The 19733-nt window shown below is 55.9% G+C and carries 21 protein-coding genes and 1 pseudogene; 13 read left to right on the plus strand and 9 right to left on the minus strand.

The window, feature by feature from the left end; translation table 11 throughout:
* Nucleotides 1-19: 19 nt before the first annotated feature.
* From QWY83_RS01840 to QWY83_RS01850, 3 genes are read right to left on the minus strand one after another with little or no spacing between them, the layout of a single operon-like run.
* Nucleotides 20-1342: a TRAP transporter large permease gene (locus QWY83_RS01840; protein ID WP_249946224.1), complete on the minus strand. Its 1323-nt coding sequence runs from the start codon at nucleotides 1340-1342 to the stop codon at nucleotides 20-22.
* Nucleotides 1342-1938 carry a TRAP transporter small permease subunit gene (locus QWY83_RS01845; protein ID WP_249946223.1) on the minus strand — a complete coding sequence of 199 codons (597 nt, stop codon included), beginning with the start codon at nucleotides 1936-1938 and terminating at the stop codon, nucleotides 1342-1344. The genes QWY83_RS01840 and QWY83_RS01845 overlap by 1 nt, the downstream gene beginning before the upstream one ends.
* Nucleotides 1931-2695, minus strand: coding sequence for an N-formylglutamate amidohydrolase (locus QWY83_RS01850; RefSeq protein WP_249946222.1), 765 nt, complete (start codon nucleotides 2693-2695; stop codon nucleotides 1931-1933). The genes QWY83_RS01845 and QWY83_RS01850 overlap by 8 nt, the downstream gene beginning before the upstream one ends.
* Before the next feature lie 148 nt (nucleotides 2696-2843).
* Here QWY83_RS01850 and QWY83_RS01855 point away from each other — a divergent pair, with 148 nt between their 5' ends.
* Complete coding sequence (locus tag QWY83_RS01855; RefSeq protein WP_105236224.1) at nucleotides 2844-3713, plus strand: MurR/RpiR family transcriptional regulator; 870 nt, start codon at nucleotides 2844-2846, stop codon at nucleotides 3711-3713.
* On the opposite strand, the gene QWY83_RS01860 is transcribed toward QWY83_RS01855, so the two are convergent.
* From QWY83_RS01860 to QWY83_RS01875, 4 genes are read right to left on the minus strand one after another with little or no spacing between them, the layout of a single operon-like run.
* Entirely contained in the window at nucleotides 3710-4774 is a 1065-nt protein-coding gene (locus tag QWY83_RS01860; RefSeq protein WP_249946221.1) for a DUF1513 domain-containing protein, read from the minus strand. The genes QWY83_RS01855 and QWY83_RS01860 overlap by 4 nt on opposite strands.
* Nucleotide 4775: 1 nt before the next feature.
* Nucleotides 4776-5759 carry an imelysin family protein gene (locus QWY83_RS01865; RefSeq protein ID WP_249946220.1) on the minus strand — a complete coding sequence of 328 codons (984 nt, stop codon included), beginning with the start codon at nucleotides 5757-5759 and terminating at the stop codon, nucleotides 4776-4778.
* Entirely contained in the window at nucleotides 5756-7270 is a 1515-nt protein-coding gene (locus tag QWY83_RS01870; protein ID WP_249946219.1) for a di-heme oxidoreductase family protein, read from the minus strand. Before QWY83_RS01870 ends, QWY83_RS01865 begins: the two co-directional genes overlap by 4 nt.
* A 51-nt stretch (nucleotides 7271-7321) precedes the next feature.
* Nucleotides 7322-8584, minus strand: a complete 1263-nt coding sequence (locus QWY83_RS01875) for an imelysin family protein (RefSeq protein WP_249946218.1) — start codon at nucleotides 8582-8584, stop codon at nucleotides 7322-7324.
* 194 nt (nucleotides 8585-8778) lie between these two features.
* Between QWY83_RS01875 and QWY83_RS01880 the strand changes: the two genes are divergently transcribed.
* Genes QWY83_RS01880 through QWY83_RS01895 form a run of 4 tightly spaced genes read left to right on the plus strand, consistent with a single transcriptional unit; the run spans nucleotide 8779 to nucleotide 12867 of the window.
* Nucleotides 8779-9387 (plus strand): CDP-alcohol phosphatidyltransferase family protein, encoded by a 609-nt coding sequence (locus QWY83_RS01880; RefSeq protein ID WP_249946217.1) that lies wholly within the window; start codon nucleotides 8779-8781, stop codon nucleotides 9385-9387.
* Nucleotides 9388-9398: 11 nt separating this feature from the next.
* Complete coding sequence (locus tag QWY83_RS01885; protein ID WP_249946216.1) at nucleotides 9399-10592, plus strand: ABC transporter substrate-binding protein; 1194 nt, start codon at nucleotides 9399-9401, stop codon at nucleotides 10590-10592.
* Nucleotides 10593-12239 (plus strand): ABC transporter permease, encoded by a 1647-nt coding sequence (locus QWY83_RS01890; RefSeq protein ID WP_249946215.1) that lies wholly within the window; start codon nucleotides 10593-10595, stop codon nucleotides 12237-12239. It abuts the gene before it with no gap.
* Nucleotides 12232-12867 (plus strand): ATP-binding cassette domain-containing protein, encoded by a 636-nt coding sequence (locus tag QWY83_RS01895; RefSeq protein WP_249946214.1) that lies wholly within the window; start codon nucleotides 12232-12234, stop codon nucleotides 12865-12867. Before QWY83_RS01890 ends, QWY83_RS01895 begins: the two co-directional genes overlap by 8 nt.
* On the opposite strand, the gene QWY83_RS01900 is transcribed toward QWY83_RS01895, so the two are convergent.
* Nucleotides 12856-13464, minus strand: coding sequence for a TetR family transcriptional regulator C-terminal domain-containing protein (locus QWY83_RS01900; protein ID WP_249946213.1), 609 nt, complete (start codon nucleotides 13462-13464; stop codon nucleotides 12856-12858). The two genes, QWY83_RS01895 and QWY83_RS01900, sit on opposite strands and share 12 nt — an antisense overlap.
* Before the next feature lie 152 nt (nucleotides 13465-13616).
* Between QWY83_RS01900 and QWY83_RS01905 the strand changes: the two genes are divergently transcribed.
* The 8 genes from QWY83_RS01905 (at nucleotide 13617) to QWY83_RS01935 (ending at nucleotide 19481) form a co-directional block, all read left to right on the plus strand.
* Entirely contained in the window at nucleotides 13617-13907 is a 291-nt protein-coding gene (locus tag QWY83_RS01905; protein WP_249946212.1) for a hypothetical protein, read from the plus strand.
* A gap of 39 nt (nucleotides 13908-13946) precedes the next feature.
* Complete coding sequence (locus QWY83_RS14220) at nucleotides 13947-14126, plus strand: hypothetical protein (protein WP_353958934.1); 180 nt, start codon at nucleotides 13947-13949, stop codon at nucleotides 14124-14126.
* A gap of 5 nt (nucleotides 14127-14131) precedes the next feature.
* On the plus strand, nucleotides 14132-14734 hold the full coding sequence (locus tag QWY83_RS01910; protein ID WP_353958935.1) for a hypothetical protein: 603 nt from the start codon (nucleotides 14132-14134) through the stop codon (nucleotides 14732-14734).
* Nucleotides 14727-16091 (plus strand): tetratricopeptide repeat protein, encoded by a 1365-nt coding sequence (locus QWY83_RS01915; protein ID WP_249946211.1) that lies wholly within the window; start codon nucleotides 14727-14729, stop codon nucleotides 16089-16091. The genes QWY83_RS01910 and QWY83_RS01915 overlap by 8 nt, the downstream gene beginning before the upstream one ends.
* Nucleotides 16084-16476 carry a DUF6165 family protein gene (locus QWY83_RS01920; protein WP_105236237.1) on the plus strand — a complete coding sequence of 131 codons (393 nt, stop codon included), beginning with the start codon at nucleotides 16084-16086 and terminating at the stop codon, nucleotides 16474-16476. Before QWY83_RS01915 ends, QWY83_RS01920 begins: the two co-directional genes overlap by 8 nt.
* On the plus strand, nucleotides 16476-17240 hold the full coding sequence (locus QWY83_RS01925; protein ID WP_249946210.1) for an FkbM family methyltransferase: 765 nt from the start codon (nucleotides 16476-16478) through the stop codon (nucleotides 17238-17240). Before QWY83_RS01920 ends, QWY83_RS01925 begins: the two co-directional genes overlap by 1 nt.
* A gap of 61 nt (nucleotides 17241-17301) precedes the next feature.
* Nucleotides 17302-18102 carry a flagellar motor protein MotB gene (locus QWY83_RS01930; RefSeq protein WP_249946209.1) on the plus strand — a complete coding sequence of 267 codons (801 nt, stop codon included), beginning with the start codon at nucleotides 17302-17304 and terminating at the stop codon, nucleotides 18100-18102.
* Nucleotides 18103-18167: 65 nt separating this feature from the next.
* Nucleotides 18168-19481, plus strand: a complete 1314-nt coding sequence (locus tag QWY83_RS01935; RefSeq protein ID WP_249946208.1) for a flagellar hook protein FlgE — start codon at nucleotides 18168-18170, stop codon at nucleotides 19479-19481.
* On the opposite strand, the pseudogene QWY83_RS14265 reads toward QWY83_RS01935, so the two are convergent.
* Nucleotides 19421-19561: pseudogene (locus QWY83_RS14265) on the minus strand (flagellin N-terminal helical domain-containing protein); the annotation flags it as partial. The gene QWY83_RS01935 and the pseudogene QWY83_RS14265 overlap by 61 nt on opposite strands.
* Between the last annotated feature and the right edge of the window lie 172 nt (nucleotides 19562-19733).

Genomic DNA, 19733 nt, shown 5'->3' on the forward strand with positions numbered 1-19733 from the left:
GTTCAGGCTCTTTTATTGGTTAATTTCCGTAAACCGAGTTCGGCAGCCACATTGCGATGTCGGGAATGATCATCACGAGAGTAAGTGCCAGCACCATCAGCATCACAAACGGCACGATGGAACGGTAGATATCGCGAAGTCCGATCTCTGGCGGGGCCATGGCCCGCATGAGAAAGAGGTTATAGCCAAACGGCGGGGTCATATATGCGATCTGCGTGGTGATCGTGTAGAGAACGCCATACCAAATCAGGTCAAAGCCCAGCTGATCCACCAGCGGCACGTAGAGCGGCGCCACAATCACCAGCATCGCCGTATCGTCTAGGAAGGTGCCCATAACGATAAAGCTCAGCTGCATCAGGATCAGGATCGTCCAAGGGCTCAGGTGCATTTGTTCGGTGAACAGGTCTTTGATCGCGTTCACCGCACCCAAGCCATCGAAGATCGCCCCAAAGCCGAGCGCGGCTAGAATGATCCACATGAACATGCACGAAATGCCCAAGGTCTGTTTGACTGAAGTCTCAAAGACCTCTTTCGTCATGCGCCCTTTCAGAACGGCGGCAACAAACGCTGCCATTGCGCCAATCGCAGAGCTTTCCACCAGCGAGGTCCAGCCGTTCACAAATGGCACCATCATCGATGCAAAGATCACCAGCGGTAAAACACCAGCGCGCAGCAGGCGCATCTTTTCGGCGGTAGAGACATTGCGCTCATCCTCGGGCAGCGCAGGGCCGAGGTCGGGATTAATGCGGCAGCGAATGTAGATGTAGATGATGAACATCGCAGCCATCATCAGACCAGGCACCACCCCAGCGAGCCACAGTTGCCCAACAGGCTGACGCGCGATCATCGCATAAAGCACGAGAACAACAGAGGGCGGCACGAGGATACCAAGCGACGATCCCGCCTGAATAACGCCCGTCACCATGATCTTATCGTATTTGCGCTTTAGCAGTTCAGGCAGCGCAATCGTTGCACCAATCGCCATGCCCGCGACTGACAAACCGTTCATTGCAGAGATCAGAACCATAAGGCCAATTGTCCCGATGGCCAGACCACCACGCACGGGACCCATCCAAACGTGGAACATCTTGTAGAGGTCGTCGGCAATCTTTGACTCAGACAGCACGTAGCCCATGAAAATGAACATCGGCAGCGTGAGCATCGGATACCATTTCATCAGCTTCATCGCGGCTGAGAACGGCACGTCTACACCGCCCACACCCCAGAGCATCATGCCCGCGGCAGCACCAACAAAGCCGATAGCCCCAAAGACGCGCTGCCCCGTGAAGAGCATCACCATCATGGTGCTGAACATCACTATGGCGATCATTTCATAGGACATCAGAGTTCAACTCCACGAATGCGGCCAATATCTCGGAAGAATTCGGCAAGGACTTGTAGGATCATTAGGAAAACGCCTGCTGCAAGGATCAGCTTGATCGGCCAGATGTGAGGCCGCCATGCGGTAGAGCTTCGTTCTAGATAGCCCAGTTCCTCGCCCGCTGCGGTCGGTCCGCCAGTGACAAAGGCGACGATCAGATCCTTGAAATAGGTGATCGGCTCGGTGCCGAAATATCCCAGAGAATAAGACAAAGAGCCCAGCGCGCCATAGAGAAGAACGCCAAGATAAAAGAGCAGGAAGAACACGGTAAAGCCGTCCATCCACGCTTTCTGTTTGGCCGACCAATTGCCGTAAAACAGGTCCATCCGCACGTTTGACCCGAGCTGGATCGAGTATGGCCCGCCCAACACATAGTAAGCGACCATGATGAACTGTGCTGTCTCAAGCGTCCAAAGCGACGGCGTAAAGAAGGTCTTGGACACCGACGACCAGAGCAGAACGCCGATCAGGGCGAAAATCCCATACATCGCGATCCGACCGATAAAGCGGTTAATCGCGTCAATCACGTGGATGTAGCTTACGATCACACTAGGCATTCATGACCTCCAAACTGGCGAGTGCCGGACGTAAAAGTGCCAAGAGTTGATGCGCCACATCGCGCTGGGCATCAGGTGTATCGATAAGATCATTGCGGACCTCGATCATCACATTGGCGATGCCGTTAGAAATACCATGCAAGCGCAAAGAATGGGTTACACCATCGTCCGGTCCATACGGCTGGTTGCGTTCAACCCCCAACGTAATGGCATCGGATTGCGCGATCATCGCATCGGCGAGCCGTGTATCGCTGTCGTGCAGGATACCGATCTCAGTCGCACGAGGTTTCCCGAAATAGATCGGGGTAAAGCTGTGCATTGTCACGATCGCCATCGGATTAGAGCGGGTCGAGATGGCCTCGGCCACCGCTTCGCAGAAGGGCGCATAGACGGTTTCGGTCCGTTCGTCCCTTTGTTCTTGGGTCAGGCCGCGGTTGCCGGGCACTTTGATCAGTTCAGAGGTTTCAGGCATCGCGCTGGGCGCTTCGGGCGGGCGATTGCAGTCATAGACCAACCGCGACACTGCTGAGGCGACCAAAGGTGCATCCAAAGCAGCGGACAAGATTTGAGCAACAGGCAGGGCACCTGGATCCCACGCCGCGTGGCTTTTGCGGTCGTTTTCCGCCAAACCAAGGCCATTATACCGTTCGGGAATAGCGTGTGATGCATGTTCGCAGAGAATCACGACCGGAGATTTTCCCTCCGGATTAAACACCTCAACCGTTGATGTTCGTTGCGTTTTCGCCGCTTGGTTCATGCGATTTCCCTGTCGTTTGTAAAAATCTTTCCACACACTTTGCCAATGCGTCAATAATTTTCCTAAACGGTGGTGTTGAATCTTTTCTTGCGGTTTGATCAATCGCAGCGTCTGCTTAGGAAAGCAGCATTTGTGAAAGCGAGGCGTTGTGTCTGAACCCAAAACCACTGTGCGCGAATTGATCCGCGAGAAATACGCAACCCTCACCGCGTCCGAAAAGAAGCTCGCCAATGCGCTGTTGGAAAACTACCCAGCGGCAGGGATCGCCTCTATCACGGTCGTGGCGCAGAACGCGGATGTCTCGACGCCGACCGTGGCGCGTATGGTGGGAAAACTCGGGTTCAAGGGCTTCCCACAGTTTCACCAGTCCTTGCTGTCCGAATTGCAGGCTAAGGTTCAGGGTCCCACCCAGCGCCGCGCGAACTGGGCGACCGAGGCGCCAGAGTCACACCTTCTGAACCGCTTCTCTCAGGCGATCACGCGCAACCTCAGTCAGACACTATCCAACGTTGATCACGATAAATTCGATAAGGCTGCAGGGTGTTTGGCCGATACGAACGGGCGGCTCTATATCGTGGGCGGCCGCATCACGCGGGCTTTGGCTGAATACGCCTTTACCCACTTCCAAGCGATCCGCGAACGCGTCACCCATATGACCAGCTCGTCCGCGACGTGGCCGCACTATGTCTTGGATATGGTCACAGGCGATACGCTGCTGATGTTCGACATTCGCCGCTACGAGACGAACCTCCTCCGCCTCGCCGAACTCGCCAAAGAGCGCGGCGTCACGGTCATCGTCGTGACGGACCAATGGGCAAGCCCGATCGCCAGCATCGCGGACTACACATTTAACTGTTGGGTCGAAATTCCCTCGGCTTGGGACTCGAACGTTTCAACGATGATGTTGCTCGAAACTTTGATCGCTGCGGTCCAAGAAGAAAACTGGCCGCGTGCCAAGGACCGCTATGAGCGGCTCGACGAGATCTTTGAGGCCGCGCGCCTGTTCCGCAAACCCTAAAGCGCGATGATGTGGTTGTCCCAGTTCACAGGATGCTGCGCAATTTGCGTCGCGATACCATCACGCACGGCGGCGATATTGCCGAACCCGTCGCTGGACAGATAGCCGTCCGTGCCCGCAACCAGACCGCAAACATCGGGCTGGATCACTGCGCCGAGGAAGGCTCCGTTCTCATCAAACCGATGCAAACGCCCGCCCTTGGGCGATGAAATCGCAACCTCGGAACCGTTGGGGGCAAAGGCAATCGACCCCGCGTAGCCCTGCATCGGATATTCGTCAGACAGGGGCGCTTGGGCCAGAACAGGGTCTGATCCGCGACGATGAAGCCCCAACAAAGGGGGCAAATAGGACGGGTCGTCCTGCCACTGCATCGCAAACCCAACGAGGCCATCATCGCGCACGGCCAAATGGCGAATGGAGTTGAAATGCAGGTCAGGGTCTAGCGTTACGATCTCTTCCACACCATCCAAGGTCAGATAAACGAAGTTCGGCTGCATCGCGCCAACATTCAGCGGCGTCCGCCCACCGGGGTCTGTTTTAATACCACCGTTCGCTACGACCAGCGTTCGCAGATCTGGCATCAATCGCACATCATGGGGGCCTACCCCATAGGTGTCCAATTCACCAAGGCGAGAATAACCGTTCTCAGCATCCCATAGCCCCAATCGCCCTGCGCTATCGCTAGAACGCTGCTCTGTTGTGATCAGAATACGGCCATTGTCGACATAGAGCCCATGACCATTGAAGTGGTTACCCTCGGGGGCCTGCAGGTCTTTGAGAATTGATCCACTGACGCAATCAATCACGATCGCATAGTTTCCAGGACGACGGGCAAAGGCGACGGCGATGGGCTGTGTTGGGTGACCTGCGCCTGCATGTCCTCGTGCGGGCAGCGGAACCCGAAATGTGATCGCGCCCTCTGGTGTGAGGCCGAACAGTGCGTAGTCGTCCCCTTCTTTCGCGGCGGCGATATAGGAAGGGCTGCCCACGCTTGCCCACGTTAGACGGGGCGTCGCGGCGGCAGCTAAAAACGTGGTTAAAAAGCGGCGGCGCGTGGTCATATCAATCCCCGTCAGAGGCGTTAAATCCCGCCGAAATACCCATGACTGAGCCTATTTCGTTGGAAATCGCGTTCTTAACCCCATCAACCTTTTGGCCGAGGATTTGCAGCTTTAGCCAGCTCTGGGAGTTGTCCTCGATATCGGAAAAGCTTGGGTCAGGGATGGCGTTCGCTGCGTCGTGGAATTCGGCAACGGCCTGTGCCGTGGCGGGCAAAGGTGTGCCCATGAGTTCGACCGCTTGGGCATATGCCGTATCGACCACCAGCACGATATTGCGAAGCGAACGGTCAGATCGCCATGCCTCGGCCCGTGTCGGGCGCGGACGGGCAAAATCAGCTAGTGGCCTAACCACGCGACTATCGCTGGTGAATTCGAGCGAGTTCACAATCTGCGTATAAAGCGTCGCAAACGCATCGGCATCGGACACAATTGGCAGTGTTTCCCCGTCGCCCTGACCTTGGATGATCAGCGCATAGAGATCCTGCCAGTCCGTCGCCTGTGCGTGCGCCTCGCGGGCGATGTCGGCGGCAACGCGCTGGACATAGGCGCAGGTGTAACTTTCGGCATCGTAGCCATCGAACCGGTCGTCAAAAAGCAGCATTTCGAGCGCGAACAAACCACGGCCAGCAATCGAGGATGCGGCAAAGCCTTCGGCATCGTCGATCAACGGGTCAGTGTCCGCAATCATCGCAGAAAGCGTCTTGGCCGTGAAACCACGCTCATCAGGCCAAAACGCGATGTTCAGGGCGCCATTCTCGGTCGGTCCGATGCGCAAATGCTGAACACTCATCCACGCGTCAAATACTGCGTTATACTGCGGACGCATCGTTTCAATACCGCAATCTGCGGTAGCCATTTCGGCCATTTGGGCCGCAACAGTGTCGAATTTTGCGAAATCTGGCAGCACGTTGTTCGACATGACCGACGCGACATCCGCCGCCGCAGGCGTTGCGCAAATCAGGGCAAGGGCGATGGGACGTATCATAGGCTCTCCAAGAAACGGATGAGGGCGTCGCGGTCGTCTTTCGGCATGGCAACCACTGCATCGCGATGCGGTTGTGCTTCACCACCGTGCCACAAAACAGCCTCAAGCAAGGACCGCGCACGACCATCATGCAGGAAATAGGTATGTCCGCTGACCTGTTCGGTCAAACCAATCCCCCAAAGCGGCGGCGTCCGCCATTCGGTGCCCGTTGCGCGGGCTTCGGGACGGTGATCGGCGAGGCCTTCGCCCATATCGTGCAGAAGAAGGTCCGAATAGGGCCATATCAGCTGGAACGACTGCTCTGGCTGATCCTCCAGCCGAGCGGTGACGAATTTTGGAGTGTGACATGCGGTGCAGCCCGTTTCGTAAAAGATTTCTTTACCGAGAAGCACCTCTGGATCATCCAAATCGCGCCGTGCAGGGACCGCCAAATTGCGAGAGTAGAAGGTCACCAGATCGAGCCCATCCGTATCAATTTCCAACCCGTCATGCGCCTCATCACCACCATCAATCGCCATGCGGCATGCGACCTGCGTTTCGGTGCATTCGCCCCATCCATTGGGGTGCAGCGGGTTTGAAATGCCGATATCACCGGCAAACGCATCGGCGGACTGCTGACGAATGGTCGGCGCGCCCGCTTTCAGGCCGAGACGACCCAACATTGGCTGATCAAATTCGGTAGACCAAACGATATTGGCTCGACCGGAAATCCCGTCACCATCGGCGTCGGTTTCGTCCACATGGGCGAGGATATCCGCCGCTGGAATCGCTTCCAAAAGGCCAAGTCCGATCATCTGCGGTGCAATGCGCGGCGACAACATCGCGTCAGGGTGAAGGTCGCCATATCCGAGGTCAGCAGCGCGATAGGTTGGGTTGCGAAGCGTAACGATTTCGCCGCCAGCCAGTTCGACCTCGATGTCCTCATATTCAATGTCGAGGCGGTATTCCGCATCGTGGCCTGCGATTCCGAAATCTTGGAGTTGTAGCCCATAGGTCGGATCAGGTGCGGTTGGTATAAAATCGGCAATGGCCTTGATCGCCTCGTCGTCCGACGCAGGGATCGAGATGCGCAGGAACATTGAAATCGCGTTGTCGTTCGGGCCTTCGGGCGGATGGCCGCGCCCGTCCTTGAGGTGGCAGTTCTGGCATCCCCGCGCGTTATAAAGTGGCCCTAAACCGTCAGAAGCGAGCGTTGATGATGGGGCCGAGACCCAGATTTTCCGAAACAGCCCATCCCCGACTTTAAAGTCCAATTCGCGCTCAAAACTGACATTGCCCGACGGTTGCGAAAACGCGTCAGCGGTCGAATGGACGCGCACCGTCGCGGCACCAGCGGGGCGTTCTTCGAACCGTTCAGGGGTCGTGAAATCCGTCGTCGGCTGCACAATAGCCGCGATACGCGCCGCTTCTTCCGCGGTGCGTGGCACGACGTTTAGGTGAAGGTCGCTGACCTCTTGGGCAACCGCGGCAAAGGGAAGGGCGGTGGCAAAAACGACGGAAGCAAATTTCATGGTAAACCTGTGGTCTAGAGGGCCGCGCAGCGCGCGACCCCCGATAGTGGATTATTGGAAAACGGCGTTTGGATCGTCGAGGCTTTCGGACCCTTCGAACGCCACATTGTGCAGGGACAACGCGCCGACAATTTTCTCAAAGCTGCGAGTTTGGTCGATCAAACCATCGACACCAGCCATGATCAGCGCCTCACCTTCGGCGTTCTGACGGTCAAGCATCTGGTCATAGGCCATGCCGTTTTCGGCTGCGGTTACGATTGCGGTCAGGGCACCCATGGTGATGTCCAGTTTGCTACGCACTTCGCTATCCAGCGCTGGGTCAACAGCAGCGACCAAAGAGGTCAAGCCGGGGCCTTCGACAACGGTGCCGTCAATCCGCTCATAACGACCGAGATAAACGTTCTGCACGCCTTTTCCGTCGTAATAGTGACTGTTGTGAGTGTTGTCCGAGAAACAGTCGTGCTCTTCTTCAGGGTCATTCAGCATCAGCCCTAACCGCATCCTCTGACCTGCTTGCTCACCATAGGACAACGACCCCATACCCGTGATCATTGCGACGATCCCAGCGTCTGGATCGGCAAGCAGATCAGTCCGCGCCGCACCATCTTCGTCCCACTGGTCGATGATGAATTCGAGGTCAGTAATCAGGAGGTCGGTCGCGGCCGTGAGATAATCAACGCGGCGATCACAATTGCCGCCTGTGCAACCGTCATCTTGGACAAAGTCGGTATAGGGACGATCACCCGCGCCCGCATCAGTGCCATTCAAGTCCTGACCCCAAAGGAGAAACTCAATCGCGTGATAGCCACGGGCAACGTTAGTCTCGATTCCGTCGGCCTCGTTCAGGACATCACCGATCAGTTCAGGGGTGATCGCCGTTGCGTCTACATCCATGCCCGCGATGGAAAAGGTCGGGTTCGCAATGACGTTGAGCGCGGCGAATTCGTTCTCATCCGTTGGGCCGCCATAAGATGCGTCCACGTAGTCCATCAAACCTTCGTCGAGCGGCCAAGCGTTCACTTTGCCTTCCCAATCATCAACGATTGGGTTGCCGAAGCGGAACACTTCGGTCTGCTGGTAGGGTGCTCGGGACGCGATCCACGCGGTCCGTGCCGCATCCAAGGTTTCGATAGAAGGCGCAGCAACGAGCGCATTAATTGCATCCTGAAGCGCCAGCGCGGTCACGAGGCTATCTGAATATTCAGCGAGAGCAATATCGGCGTAAGTGGACAAAACGTTCGCGCGTTCATCCGCCAAAGCGCTCGTAGCGGTCAGGGCGAGAGTGGCTGAACCGGCTAAAAATGATCGATACATGGTGGTCCTTTCAATGCAGCTAAACTGACTGGCGAGTCAGAATGGCCATTACCTGACTAAAAATATAAGGATTGTCAATTCTGACAATTTAAGTCGGTTTATTTTGGATTGTGTCAACTCCTCAAATACGCGTCAGGGCAATTGCGCGGAGCCGTAACATTCGTCACAAGTTCTGAACCCCAAGGAGAAATCCCATGCTGGATTCAACAGTCCGAAAACTTATTGATCCGCCTCTGAATACGGCTGGGACAATTCTCGCGCGGTCGGGTGTTTCGGCAGATTTAGTGACGATTGTTGGGCTGTTTCTGGGTCTCACCGCAGCAGGTTTTATCGCCACGGGTGGGAATACTTGGGCCTTGATTTTTATCCTGCTTAGTCGGGTTGCCGACGGATTGGACGGGGCTGTAGCAAGGGCCAGTAAGCGCACCGACTTCGGCGGTTACCTCGACATAACTTGCGATTTCCTGTTCTACGGCGCGATCCCGATGGCCTTTGTCATCGCTGATCCAGCGACTAATGGAACCGCGGGTGCCATCCTCCTGACGTCTTTCTATTTCAACGGGGCGAGCTTCCTCGGCTATGCGATCCTTGCTGAAAAGCGCGGGCTAGACACCGCTGCGCAGGGTGTGAAATCACTCTACTACTCCAACGGTCTGCTCGAGGGCACAGAGACCATTGGGTTCTTTGTCCTTCTGTGCATCTTTCCCGCCAGCTTCCCAATCCTTGCTCTCATTTTTGGCGCTCTATGTTTTCTAACCGGTGCTTTGCGCCTCTTCGGCGCGCGTCGTCTCTTTGTTTCATGAAAGGAAACGCGATGAATTATCTTAGCCTTGCTTTGGCATGTGTTCTCCCAACCGTCGCTCTGGCTGATCCAAACCCATCTGACTGGACCGCTGTACTCGACGAGGCACAAGGCCAAACGGTCTATTGGAATGCGTGGGGCGGATCGACTGCGACGAACGACTTTATCGCGTGGGTTGGCGATCGCGTTTCAGAGGACTACGGCATTACGCTAGAGCACGTAAAACTCAGCGACACGGCTGATGCTGTGACCCGCGTTCTAACCGAAAAACAGGCTGGTCAAGATGACGACGGCGCTATCGACATGATCTGGATTAACGGATCAAATTTTGCGTCGATGAAAGACGCGGGCCTCCTCTTTGGTCCATTTGCCGAAAGCCTACCGAATTGGGCCTATGTAGACACTGAAGGTAAGACCGTTCAGACAGACTTTACCGTGCCTGTTGAAGGATACGAGAGCCCTTGGGCGATGGCGCAAGTGGTGTTCATGTATGACACGGCGGATATGGCTCCGCTGGGTGATATGAACGCTTTGCTCGACTGGGCGGTTACACATCCGGGCCGCTTTACCTACCCGCAGCCACCAGATTTCCTCGGCACAACGTTCCTAAAACAGGCACTGGTCGATCTGACCGATGACCCTTCGGTCCTGTCGCAACCCGTCACGGATGAAACCTACGCTGAGGTTACGGAACCGCTCTGGCTTTGGCTCGATGAGTTGACGCCGAACCTCTGGCGGCAAGGGCAGGCCTTTCCGCAAACTGGTCCAGCGCAGCTACAACTGATTGCCGACGGCGAGGTGGATCTGGCGATTTCCTTTAGCCCAGGCGAAGCATCGACAGCGATTGCCAATGGCCAGTTGCCCGATACCGTGCGGACTTTCGTTTTGGATAAAGGAACGATTGGCAACGCCTCATTCGTCGCGATCCCTTACAATTCAGGATCAAAGGCGGGCGCGATGGTCGTTGCAGACTTCCTTATGTCCCCTGAAGCCCAAGCCCGCGCCCAAGATCCGAATGTCCTCGGCTACGGTACCGTGCTGGATATGGCGAAATTGTCTGACGATGAACGCGCTGTTTTCGACAGTCTTGACCTAGGCGTTGCGACCCTGACACCAGCCGAGCTTGGCACGGTGCAGGCTGAACCTCATCCGTCATGGATGACCCGTATCGCGGACGATTGGCAACTTCGGTTCGGTAATCAATAAGTGGCCCGAGCGCTGGTTATTCTCATTCTGATCGGGCCGGTGATCGCTGGTCTGATCGGGGTGATCTTGCCAGCGCTTGGCTACTTCCCTGCGGCGGGCGCGGATCAGTTCAGCTTAGAGCCTATTCTAGCCCTATTTGCATGGAACGGCCTCGCGTCCGCCATTCGACTGTCCATCACCACAGGCCTATTTGCGACGGCGCTCTCTTGTCTGATCGCACTTGGTTTCACCGCGTCTATGATGGCGTCACCTTGGTGGCGGCGGGTTCAGTCGATACTGGGACCGTTGCTTGCCGTGCCACATGCGGCGGCGGCATTTGGGATGGTGTTTTTGATCGCACCGTCAGGCTGGATCGCGCGTGCGCTGGCACCCGTGATGGGATGGGACCGCCCACCAGACCTGCTTATCGTAAATGACCCGTGGGGTGTGGCGCTCGTCCTCGGTCTGGTGATCAAAGAAGTTCCGTTTCTTCTTCTCATGATCATCGCGGCCCTACCGCAAGCCGATGCCCCATCGCGGCTAAAGGTCAGCGCGTCACTCGGATATGGGCCAATCGCGGGGTGGATCCTTGCGGTGTTACCTGCCGTCTACAAACAAATACGGCTGCCGATCTACCTCGTCTTGGCGTTCTCAATGTCGGTCGTAGATGTTGCGCTGATCCTTGGTCCGACGACACCCAACACCATAGCGGTCCAAGTCCTGAAATGGATGAACGACCCCGATATATCGCTCCGCGGCCAAGCGGCTGCGGGGGCAATCCTTCAATTCGGATTGATCATCGTCGTGATTTTGACCATGCTGGTACTCGAGCGTTTGATGGGTGGGCTGGGGAAATGGCTCATCACAGGTGGGTTTCGTTTGGCCTTGTTAGAGCCGTTTCGCGGCCTGTTGCAATGCCTCGGAACGACAGTGTTTCTAACTCTCTTGATCGGACTGTGCGGTCTGTTGATGTGGTCAGTTGCGGGCTTTTGGGCCTTTCCTGATCTCATGCCAAACAGCATCTCACTTTCGAACTGGGCCCGCCATTCCGACGGTTTGCTGGACCGATTAGGGGAAACCGCGATCATCGGATTTTCTGCGGCGACGATCGGACTAGTGGTCGCGGTCCTTTACCTTGAATCGACCCGAACATTGCCAAATTGGACCATTTTTCTCCCCCTTATCATTCCTCAAGTCGCATTCTTACCAGGAGTCCAAATTCTATTATTGAATATGGGGCTGAAGGGCGGCTTGGCGGTCGTGATTGCGGCGCATATGGTCTTTGTCCTGCCCTATGTGATCCTGACCTTAGGCGGCAGCTATCGCGCATGGAACCGCGATTTCGCGCGTGTGGGTCATGCTCTTGGGGCTTCACCCAGCAGGGTTTTTTGGCACATTCGTTTGCCCATGCTTTTGGCGCCGCTCGTGTCTGCTTTTGCGGTCGGCTTTGCGGTTTCCGTAGGGCAATATTTGCCGACGTTGCTGATCGGAGGTGGCCGCATCTCAACGCTGACAACCGAGGCCGTGGCGTTGGCGTCTGGTGGTGATCGACGCGCGATTGCGGTCTTTTCAGTGTTGCAATTGCTGGCCGCTCTGGTGCCTTTTGTGATCGCTTTGGGTCTTCCAATGATCCTTTGGCGCAATAGACGAGGAATGTCGCATGGCTGACGGATTGGGGTTGAGCAATGTCGCTATATACAGGGGCGAAACGCTCTTGTTGTCTGTAGATACCCAAATCAATCGAGGTGAGGCGCTGACGATCATGGGACCGTCTGGTTCTGGAAAATCGACGCTCCTGTCCTACATAACTGGGTCGCTTGACCCTGCCTTTAAGGCGGAGGGCGGCGTCACCCTTGATGGTGAGAATATCGACACTAAACCGGCTCATTTACGTCAAATCGGGATACTGTTTCAGGACGATCTCTTGTTCCCGCATATGTCGGTCGGCGCGAACCTGTCGTTCGGACTAGATCGTTCCATCCCGAGAGCGGAGAGAACAGATCGCATCAACGCCGCACTCGCCTCCGTCGGGCTTGCTGGGTTTTTCGATCGTGATCCAGCCACGTTGTCGGGTGGGCAAAGGGCGCGCGTGTCTCTTATGCGTACACTTTTATCTAACCCCAAGGCGCTCCTCTTGGACGAACCCTTTTCACGGCTCGATCAGGATTTGCGACAGCAGGTGAGGGAACTGGTTTTCAACCACGCCAAGGCGCAGTCCTTGCCCGTGTTATTGGTGACGCATGACATGGACGACGCTCAGGCGGCTGGCGGAGCAATACTGAGGTTAGACCGTTAGCATCTTTCTAAAGAGCTGGTCGAGGTAGGCATCAGCCCCAGGGAACGGGTCTACGCCACCCAAAACGGCACGCACTTGCACGTCGAAGTCAGCGTAGTGCTGCGTCATCGCCCAGATCGAAAAGATCAGGTGATATGGATCGACTGGTGCAATTTTCCCCGCATCGCTCCACTCGCGGATAAGAGCGGCCTTTTCATCAACGAGCGGCTTTAGACCGTTGGTCAGATCGTTGAGGATACGCGGGGCACCTTGCAGGATTTCATTGGCAAAGAGGCGGCTTTCACGCGGGAACTTGCGTGCCATCTCCAATTTGCCGTGCACATAGGCGAGGATTTCTTCGACGGGATCGGCATCCGCCTTCATAGAACGCAGAGGATCGAGCCACGTATCAAGCAAACTCTCCAACAGTTCGACGTGGATCGCTTCCTTTGATGGGAAATAATACAAGAGGTTCGGCTTTGAGAGCCCAGACGCCTCTGCAATCTGGTCGAGCGTTGAGCCTCGGAAACCGTATTGGGAAAAAATGCCCAAAGCGGCGTCCAAAATCGCGCCGCGGTTCCGTTCTTGAATACGTGTGCGTGTAGTAACTTTTGCCATACTTAAGATCCTCGTTACCTATATGACCCCTAGTCAACGCGAATTGAAACGGAAAATCAGCGTTTAGGCGGGACATTGGTTTACTTTCCCTTGGACCAATTGGTTGCTTGGGGGTTAACTAGATGTAACTGAATACAACCGGACGATTTATTATGACCCGTGTGTTTGCTTTTGTGCTGTTCGCCTGCACCTCGCTCTCCGCCTGCGTGATGAGCGATTTTCCCTTAGATGAGAACGGTCAACCGATCTATCCGCCAGAGATCATCGCGGCTTTGCCTGAAGGTGTGCCGCCTGCGATCGTCTTTTTGGCCGCTGATGGGTGTTATGCCTATTCGATTGAGGTTTCAGAGCCAGCCACAGGTTTCCCGCTTTATGGTCGTGATGGAAAACGTGTCTGCAATGCAGAAGCCCAAGCGCGGGTCGCTGCGACACCTGACGTATAACAATAGCGCAGCGTTAACTGCGCCCATAGGACGACGAGAATGGAATTTTCGGTCAAGTTCGAGAACGCACCGGGTTTGCCAGAAAACAAAGGTCCAGTGACCGTTGGATGGTTCCTGAACTCACAAAAGGCGGGGGTGATTTTCTATCCGCCCGAACGGTTCCGCAGCACGGAAAAGAATAAGACCCACGCCAAATCGGCATCACGCTGCCCGCTGTGATCAACATGGAGAGCAGGTATTTCGTATTCCGCGCTCCGTTTGACCTGCATCTGCAATTCGTGCGGGACAAGGACGGCAAACCTGGACTGCGCAACCTGAATGGCGATCTTAGCCCCGTTCGGGCGAATAAGATTAGCCAGCACCTCCACCTGACATCTGAAAAGGAATGGCGGCATCCAAACGTGCCGACGATCCAATTGTCGCTGCCCTATGTCTTGGTCGCGGATGAGCCAGTTTATGCGACCCAGCTCGCACCGTTTATGCATTACCAAAAGGACCCTTGGCCGGGCACGATCTTTGGCGGGCGGTTCCCCATTAATGTGTGGCCGCGCCCGTTGATGTGGGCCTTTGAATGGCACGACACGTCAAAGCCGCTCAAGATCAATCGCGGTGATCCCCTGTTCTACGTCATGTTCGAAGCCGCCACGCCCGACCGCAGTATCGCCTTGGTAGAGACTGAATTGACCAAAGAACTGGCCGATTACGTTGATTTCGTGTCGGGCGCTGTGAACTTTGTGAACCAGACGTTTAGCCTGTTTGAACGCGCCGAAGAGGTGCGCCCCGATACGCTGATCAAACCTGTGAAGCGCCGTAAAACAGATGACTGAACGGACCGCCAGAGAGATCCGCTCTGCAGCGATCAGCGCCCATCAATCGGGCAAGCTGGATACGGCTTTGCGAGACTATGCGGACTATCTCGCGGCGCGACCCGACGATGCCCAGATGTGGTCGAACTACGGCGCTCTGTTGCGGCGGATCAAACAGTATCACAACGCAGAACGGGCACATCGGCGCGCCTATGCCGTCGACCCTGAAAATACGGTCGTGCGGGCGAACTTTGCGAATATCTTGTCGGATCTCGGTAAATACGAAGAGTCGATTGCGTTGCGGAAACTGCTGCTCGCTGAAGACCCTAACCTGCCCGAACAGCATTCCCTCATCGGGCGGTGTTTGCGCGGAATGGGGCGTTACGAAGAAGCTGTCGAGTATCTCTCTCCGCTGATCCCTCAGTTTCCCGACTATCACGACATGTCACTTCAAGCGGCCATGTCAGCACTTGCGCTGGGCGACTATGAAAAGGCCTTCGATCTCTACAAGGCGCGTTGGGACTTGGGCGAGCTCACAAAGCGTGACTTGTCGTTTCCCGAATGGAATGGCGAACCTCTCGACGGCAAAACGATCCTGGTCTTGCCGGAGCAAGGATTTGGCGATTGCGTTTTGATGGCGCGTCACCTGCCTGATCTGAAACGTCTGGGTGCGAAAACAGTCACTGTTTTGGCTGAAAAACCTCTGTTCCGTCTTTTCCATGGCCTTCCGGGTGCGGATCGTGTCGTCAGTTCGATCAACGCAAAGTCCGAAGCCGACTACTGGATCAATATGATGGACTTGGGTGGTATCGCGTTGAAAACGGATGCCGATCTGCGTCACCCGACCCAGCTATCGATCCCCGAAGATTCCCGCATTCGCGCCCGTGCCATCACCGCGCCATATCGCGATAAATTCAAGGTCGGCGTCGTCTGGACTGGCTCCGTCACCTATAAGGCCAACGCGTTTCGGTCATTTAGTCACACTGACTTCGTACCCCTAGCGGATGTAAAATCTGTACAGCTGTTTTCACTCTACAAGGGCCCGATGATCGATGCCTTTTACGCTGACGGAAGCGCGGGTTTGATCGTGGATGCGGCGTCATCGGACAGGGACTTTGCCGATTGCGCAGCGACGATGGAGGAAATGGACCTGATCATTTCGTCAGACACGGCCACCGCGCATATCGCGGGATCGCTGGGTTTGCCGACGTGGGTGGTTCTGCATTCCGATGCGTTTTGGGTCTATCGGCACAGAGGGGACACCACGCCTTGGTATCCGACGATGCGGTTGTTCAGACAACAAGAGGCGCTGAAATGGGATGAAGTTATGGGCCGTGTTAGGGTCGAATTGGAACGGAAGGTAGCAGCACATGGATGATATTTTGGTTCCGACTGCGCCGGGTGAATTGATCGACAAACTGACCATTCTCCGCCTGAAATCCGAACGTATCTTGGATGCGGCAAAGCTTACGAACGTCGCCCATGAGCGCAAAGTTCTGCAAGACATCGCTGATCAGGCTCTGCCCGAGTCCAAGAAATTGGGCCTTTTGTGGGAAACACTTTACCAGATTAACGCGAGCCTTTGGGTTATCGAAGATGACATCCGCGAATGTGAATCTCGTCAGGATTTCGGCGCAGAGTTCATCCGACTTGCTCGTGCCGTGTATCAAACCAATGACCGTCGGGCGGCGGTTAAGAAACAGATCAACCTACTGCTCGGCTCGGCCATCGTTGAGGAAAAATCCTATTTCGAGGTGCCATAATGACGATTGATAGCCGCCTACGCACTGTAAAAACCGAAATCGCCCAATTGCAGGCCGAGTTGAACGGTCTTTTGGTCGCCGAAAAGACCCGCAAACGGGGTGCGATTTTACGGGAATTGCATCAACTGCGCCGCGCTACTGATCCGACCTATCACTACATGTCGCAAGCGGGTCAGGACTGGGTCATTGACCGTTTGCTGGACCATAAAACGGGCGGAACTTTCGTCGATGTGGGCGGCTATGACGGCGTAACAGGGTCGAATTCTCTGTTCTTTGAGCAAATCCGCGGGTGGACAGGTGTACTGGTCGAACCCGTGGCGTCCCAGATTGCAAAAGCACGAATCGCACGGAAATGTCCCTGCGTCGAAGTGGCCGTGGCCCCAACAGACGGCACCGCATCGTTTATCGCGGTGACGCGGGGTTTTACGCAGATGAGCGGGCTTGCCGATTTATATGATGAAGATTTGCTTCAAACTGTCCGCGATGACCCCCGTCACGCCGAAGAATTGGTCACCGTCGAGACGCGCACCCTGTCCCGCATTTTGACCGAGAGCGGCATCCCTCATCCCGACTTCATTTCGTTGGACATTGAGGGCGGCGAAGTCGCTGTTTTAAAGGCGTTTCCCTTTGATCATCATCGGGTCGCGTTTTGGTCGATTGAGAACAATTCCAAGACCACCGAGATCGCCGATATCATGCGTGCAAACGGCTACGATCTGATCGAATTCGCAGGCCCGGATGAACTCTACCGTCGCCGGTCCTGAATTTACGACCTGTTAAACCTCTCCCCTTAGCCCTGATTGCGGGTGAATAAAGGTGGATGAGATGGCAGTTCAATCTAACGCGCCGGTGATCATCAAGCGCAAAAAGGTCGTGGCCGGTGACGGTCATCACGGCGGCGCTTGGAAGGTTGCCTACGCAGATTTTGTGACCGCGATGATGGCGTTCTTTATGCTTATGTGGCTTCTGAACTCCACGTCAGAACAGCAACGCACTGGACTCGCGGATTACTTCGCACCCTCGATCCCGCTCAGTCAGGTGTCTGCAGGCGGCGAGGGGATGTTTGGCGGCGTAGACATCGCGACACGCGATACGTTTATCAAATCAGGAGATGGCGGCACGCCTGATATAGGCGGGGATGGTGGCGCCGTTCCACCCGATGTGGCTGCGCTAGAGGAACTAGAGTCCATCCTGAACGGTCAAGGCGGCGAGGTTCTGCTATCTGACCGGATGATGCGCCATGTCGTGACCCGCATCACCGACGAGGGCCTTGTCATCGAACTCTTCGATGTCCCTGACGCGCCGTTGTTCGACGGTGTGAACCCGTCCGAGACAACACAAGACCTCGCAAAGGTCATCGCTCGCGTTGCGACGATGGTGACCAACGGAATCGCAATCGAAGGGCATGTCGCTGCGCGTCCGCTGGTCATCGCAGACAATCCCGTGTGGCAGTTGTCGACCGATCATGCCGCCGTTTTCCGAACCCTTCTCGAAGGGGCAGGTTTGCCGCCCGAACGCCTCCGCCGTGTGACGGGTCATGCGGATCGCGAACCTGCGGACCCGATACCGACAGCCCTGCGGAACAATCGGCTCGAGGTCATCTTACTCCGCGGTCCGCTGCGTTAGGCGACTGTTAAGAGGTGGCGGATATTCTGCCTGAAATCATCGTCCCCGATGCAGAAAGGCTCCGTATGACGATTTCATCTTCGCTTAATGCTTCCGTTGCTGGTTTGGCCGCGAACGCGACCCGTCTGGCTGCGATCTCTGATAACATCGCGAACTCTTCGACCTATGGTTACAAACGGGCCGTGACCGACTTTCATTCCATGGTGATTGAGACGGGCACGGGCACCTATTCCGCTGGAGGAGTGCGCACGACGAATACGCGTCTGATCGATCAGCGCGGCGCACTGGTATCTACGTCGAGCGCGACTGATTTGGCCGTTCGTGGGCGCGGCATGTTGCCCGTCACGACCGAAGCCTCGGTGAATGTCGACAACGGTGATCATCCGATGATGCTGACCACGACAGGGTCGTTTAGCACCGATGATCGCGGGTATCTCACCACGTCCAGCGGGCTTATCCTCATGGGCTGGCCGGCAAATACCGATGGCACCATTCCGACCTATCCGCGCGATACAGCGGACGGGTTGGAACCTGTCAAAATCAACACGAACCAATTCGCGGGCGAGGCGACGACCTACGTCGATCTCGCGGTGAACCTGCCCGCGACCTCAACGGACTCCTCCGCCATCGGGGAGACCGAAGAACTATCGGTCGAATACTTCGACAACCTCGGAAAATCAGAGAGCCTAACGATCGAGTTCGTGCCGATTGTACCCGCAAGCGGCTCGTCCAATTCATGGACAATGGTCGTGCGCGACAGTGCCTCTGCCAATGCGATTGTGGGTGAATATAACCTGACCTTCGACGACACGCGCGGTGCGGGCGGAACGCTGAAATCAGTCACGCCCGTTACGGGTGGCGCTTACGATGGCACCGACGGTTACATCAGTCTGAACGTGAACGGCGGGCCAATGGCTCTAAACCTTGGTATTCTGGGCACCTCTGGTGGTCTGACGCAACTTTCTGACGCGTTTCAGCCAGTATCAGTGTCGAAAAATGGAACCCCCGTCGGCAATATGACCTCCATCGAAGTCGATGCGAATGGCTTTGTCTCGGCCGCCTTTGACATCGGAATCACGCGAGTGATTTACCAAATCCCGCTCGTTGATGTGTCCAATATCAACGGCCTCGAATCCCTCGATTACCAAAGCTACCGACCCACCCCCGACAGCGGATCGTTTTTCCTCTGGGATGCGGGCGATGGCCCGACAGGTGACATCGTGGCCTATGCACGCGAGGAATCCTCGACCGACGTTGCAGGGGAATTGACCGAACTGATCCAAACCCAGCGTGCCTATTCGTCGAACGCCAAAGTGATCCAGACCGTGGCGTTGTCCTTGGCTGAATTGACCTCTTTGCCCGTGGAAATGGTGTCCTGAACCTTGGACAGGTTGCTGTTGATCGATTTCAATGTGTTCAGCGCAACCATTGCGCCGTTATTCGTCAGAATGCTCGACATGAGTGCGAGTCCTTTTCATGGAGGGGCGCTTTTGCGCCGTGAGTTCAATGGCCATTCCGGCCGGAGAAATCGTCGTTCTGACGGGGGTCAGGTCAGGCCTGACAATCCATTTCGGATGTGAGGCCACCTTGGGCAGAGTCGGCTAACGAAGTCCTAATCGCCGCCTCAAAAA

This window comes from Marivivens donghaensis (genome assembly GCF_030410045.1).
GTDB classification, from domain to species: Bacteria; Pseudomonadota; Alphaproteobacteria; order Rhodobacterales; family Rhodobacteraceae; genus Marivivens; species Marivivens donghaensis.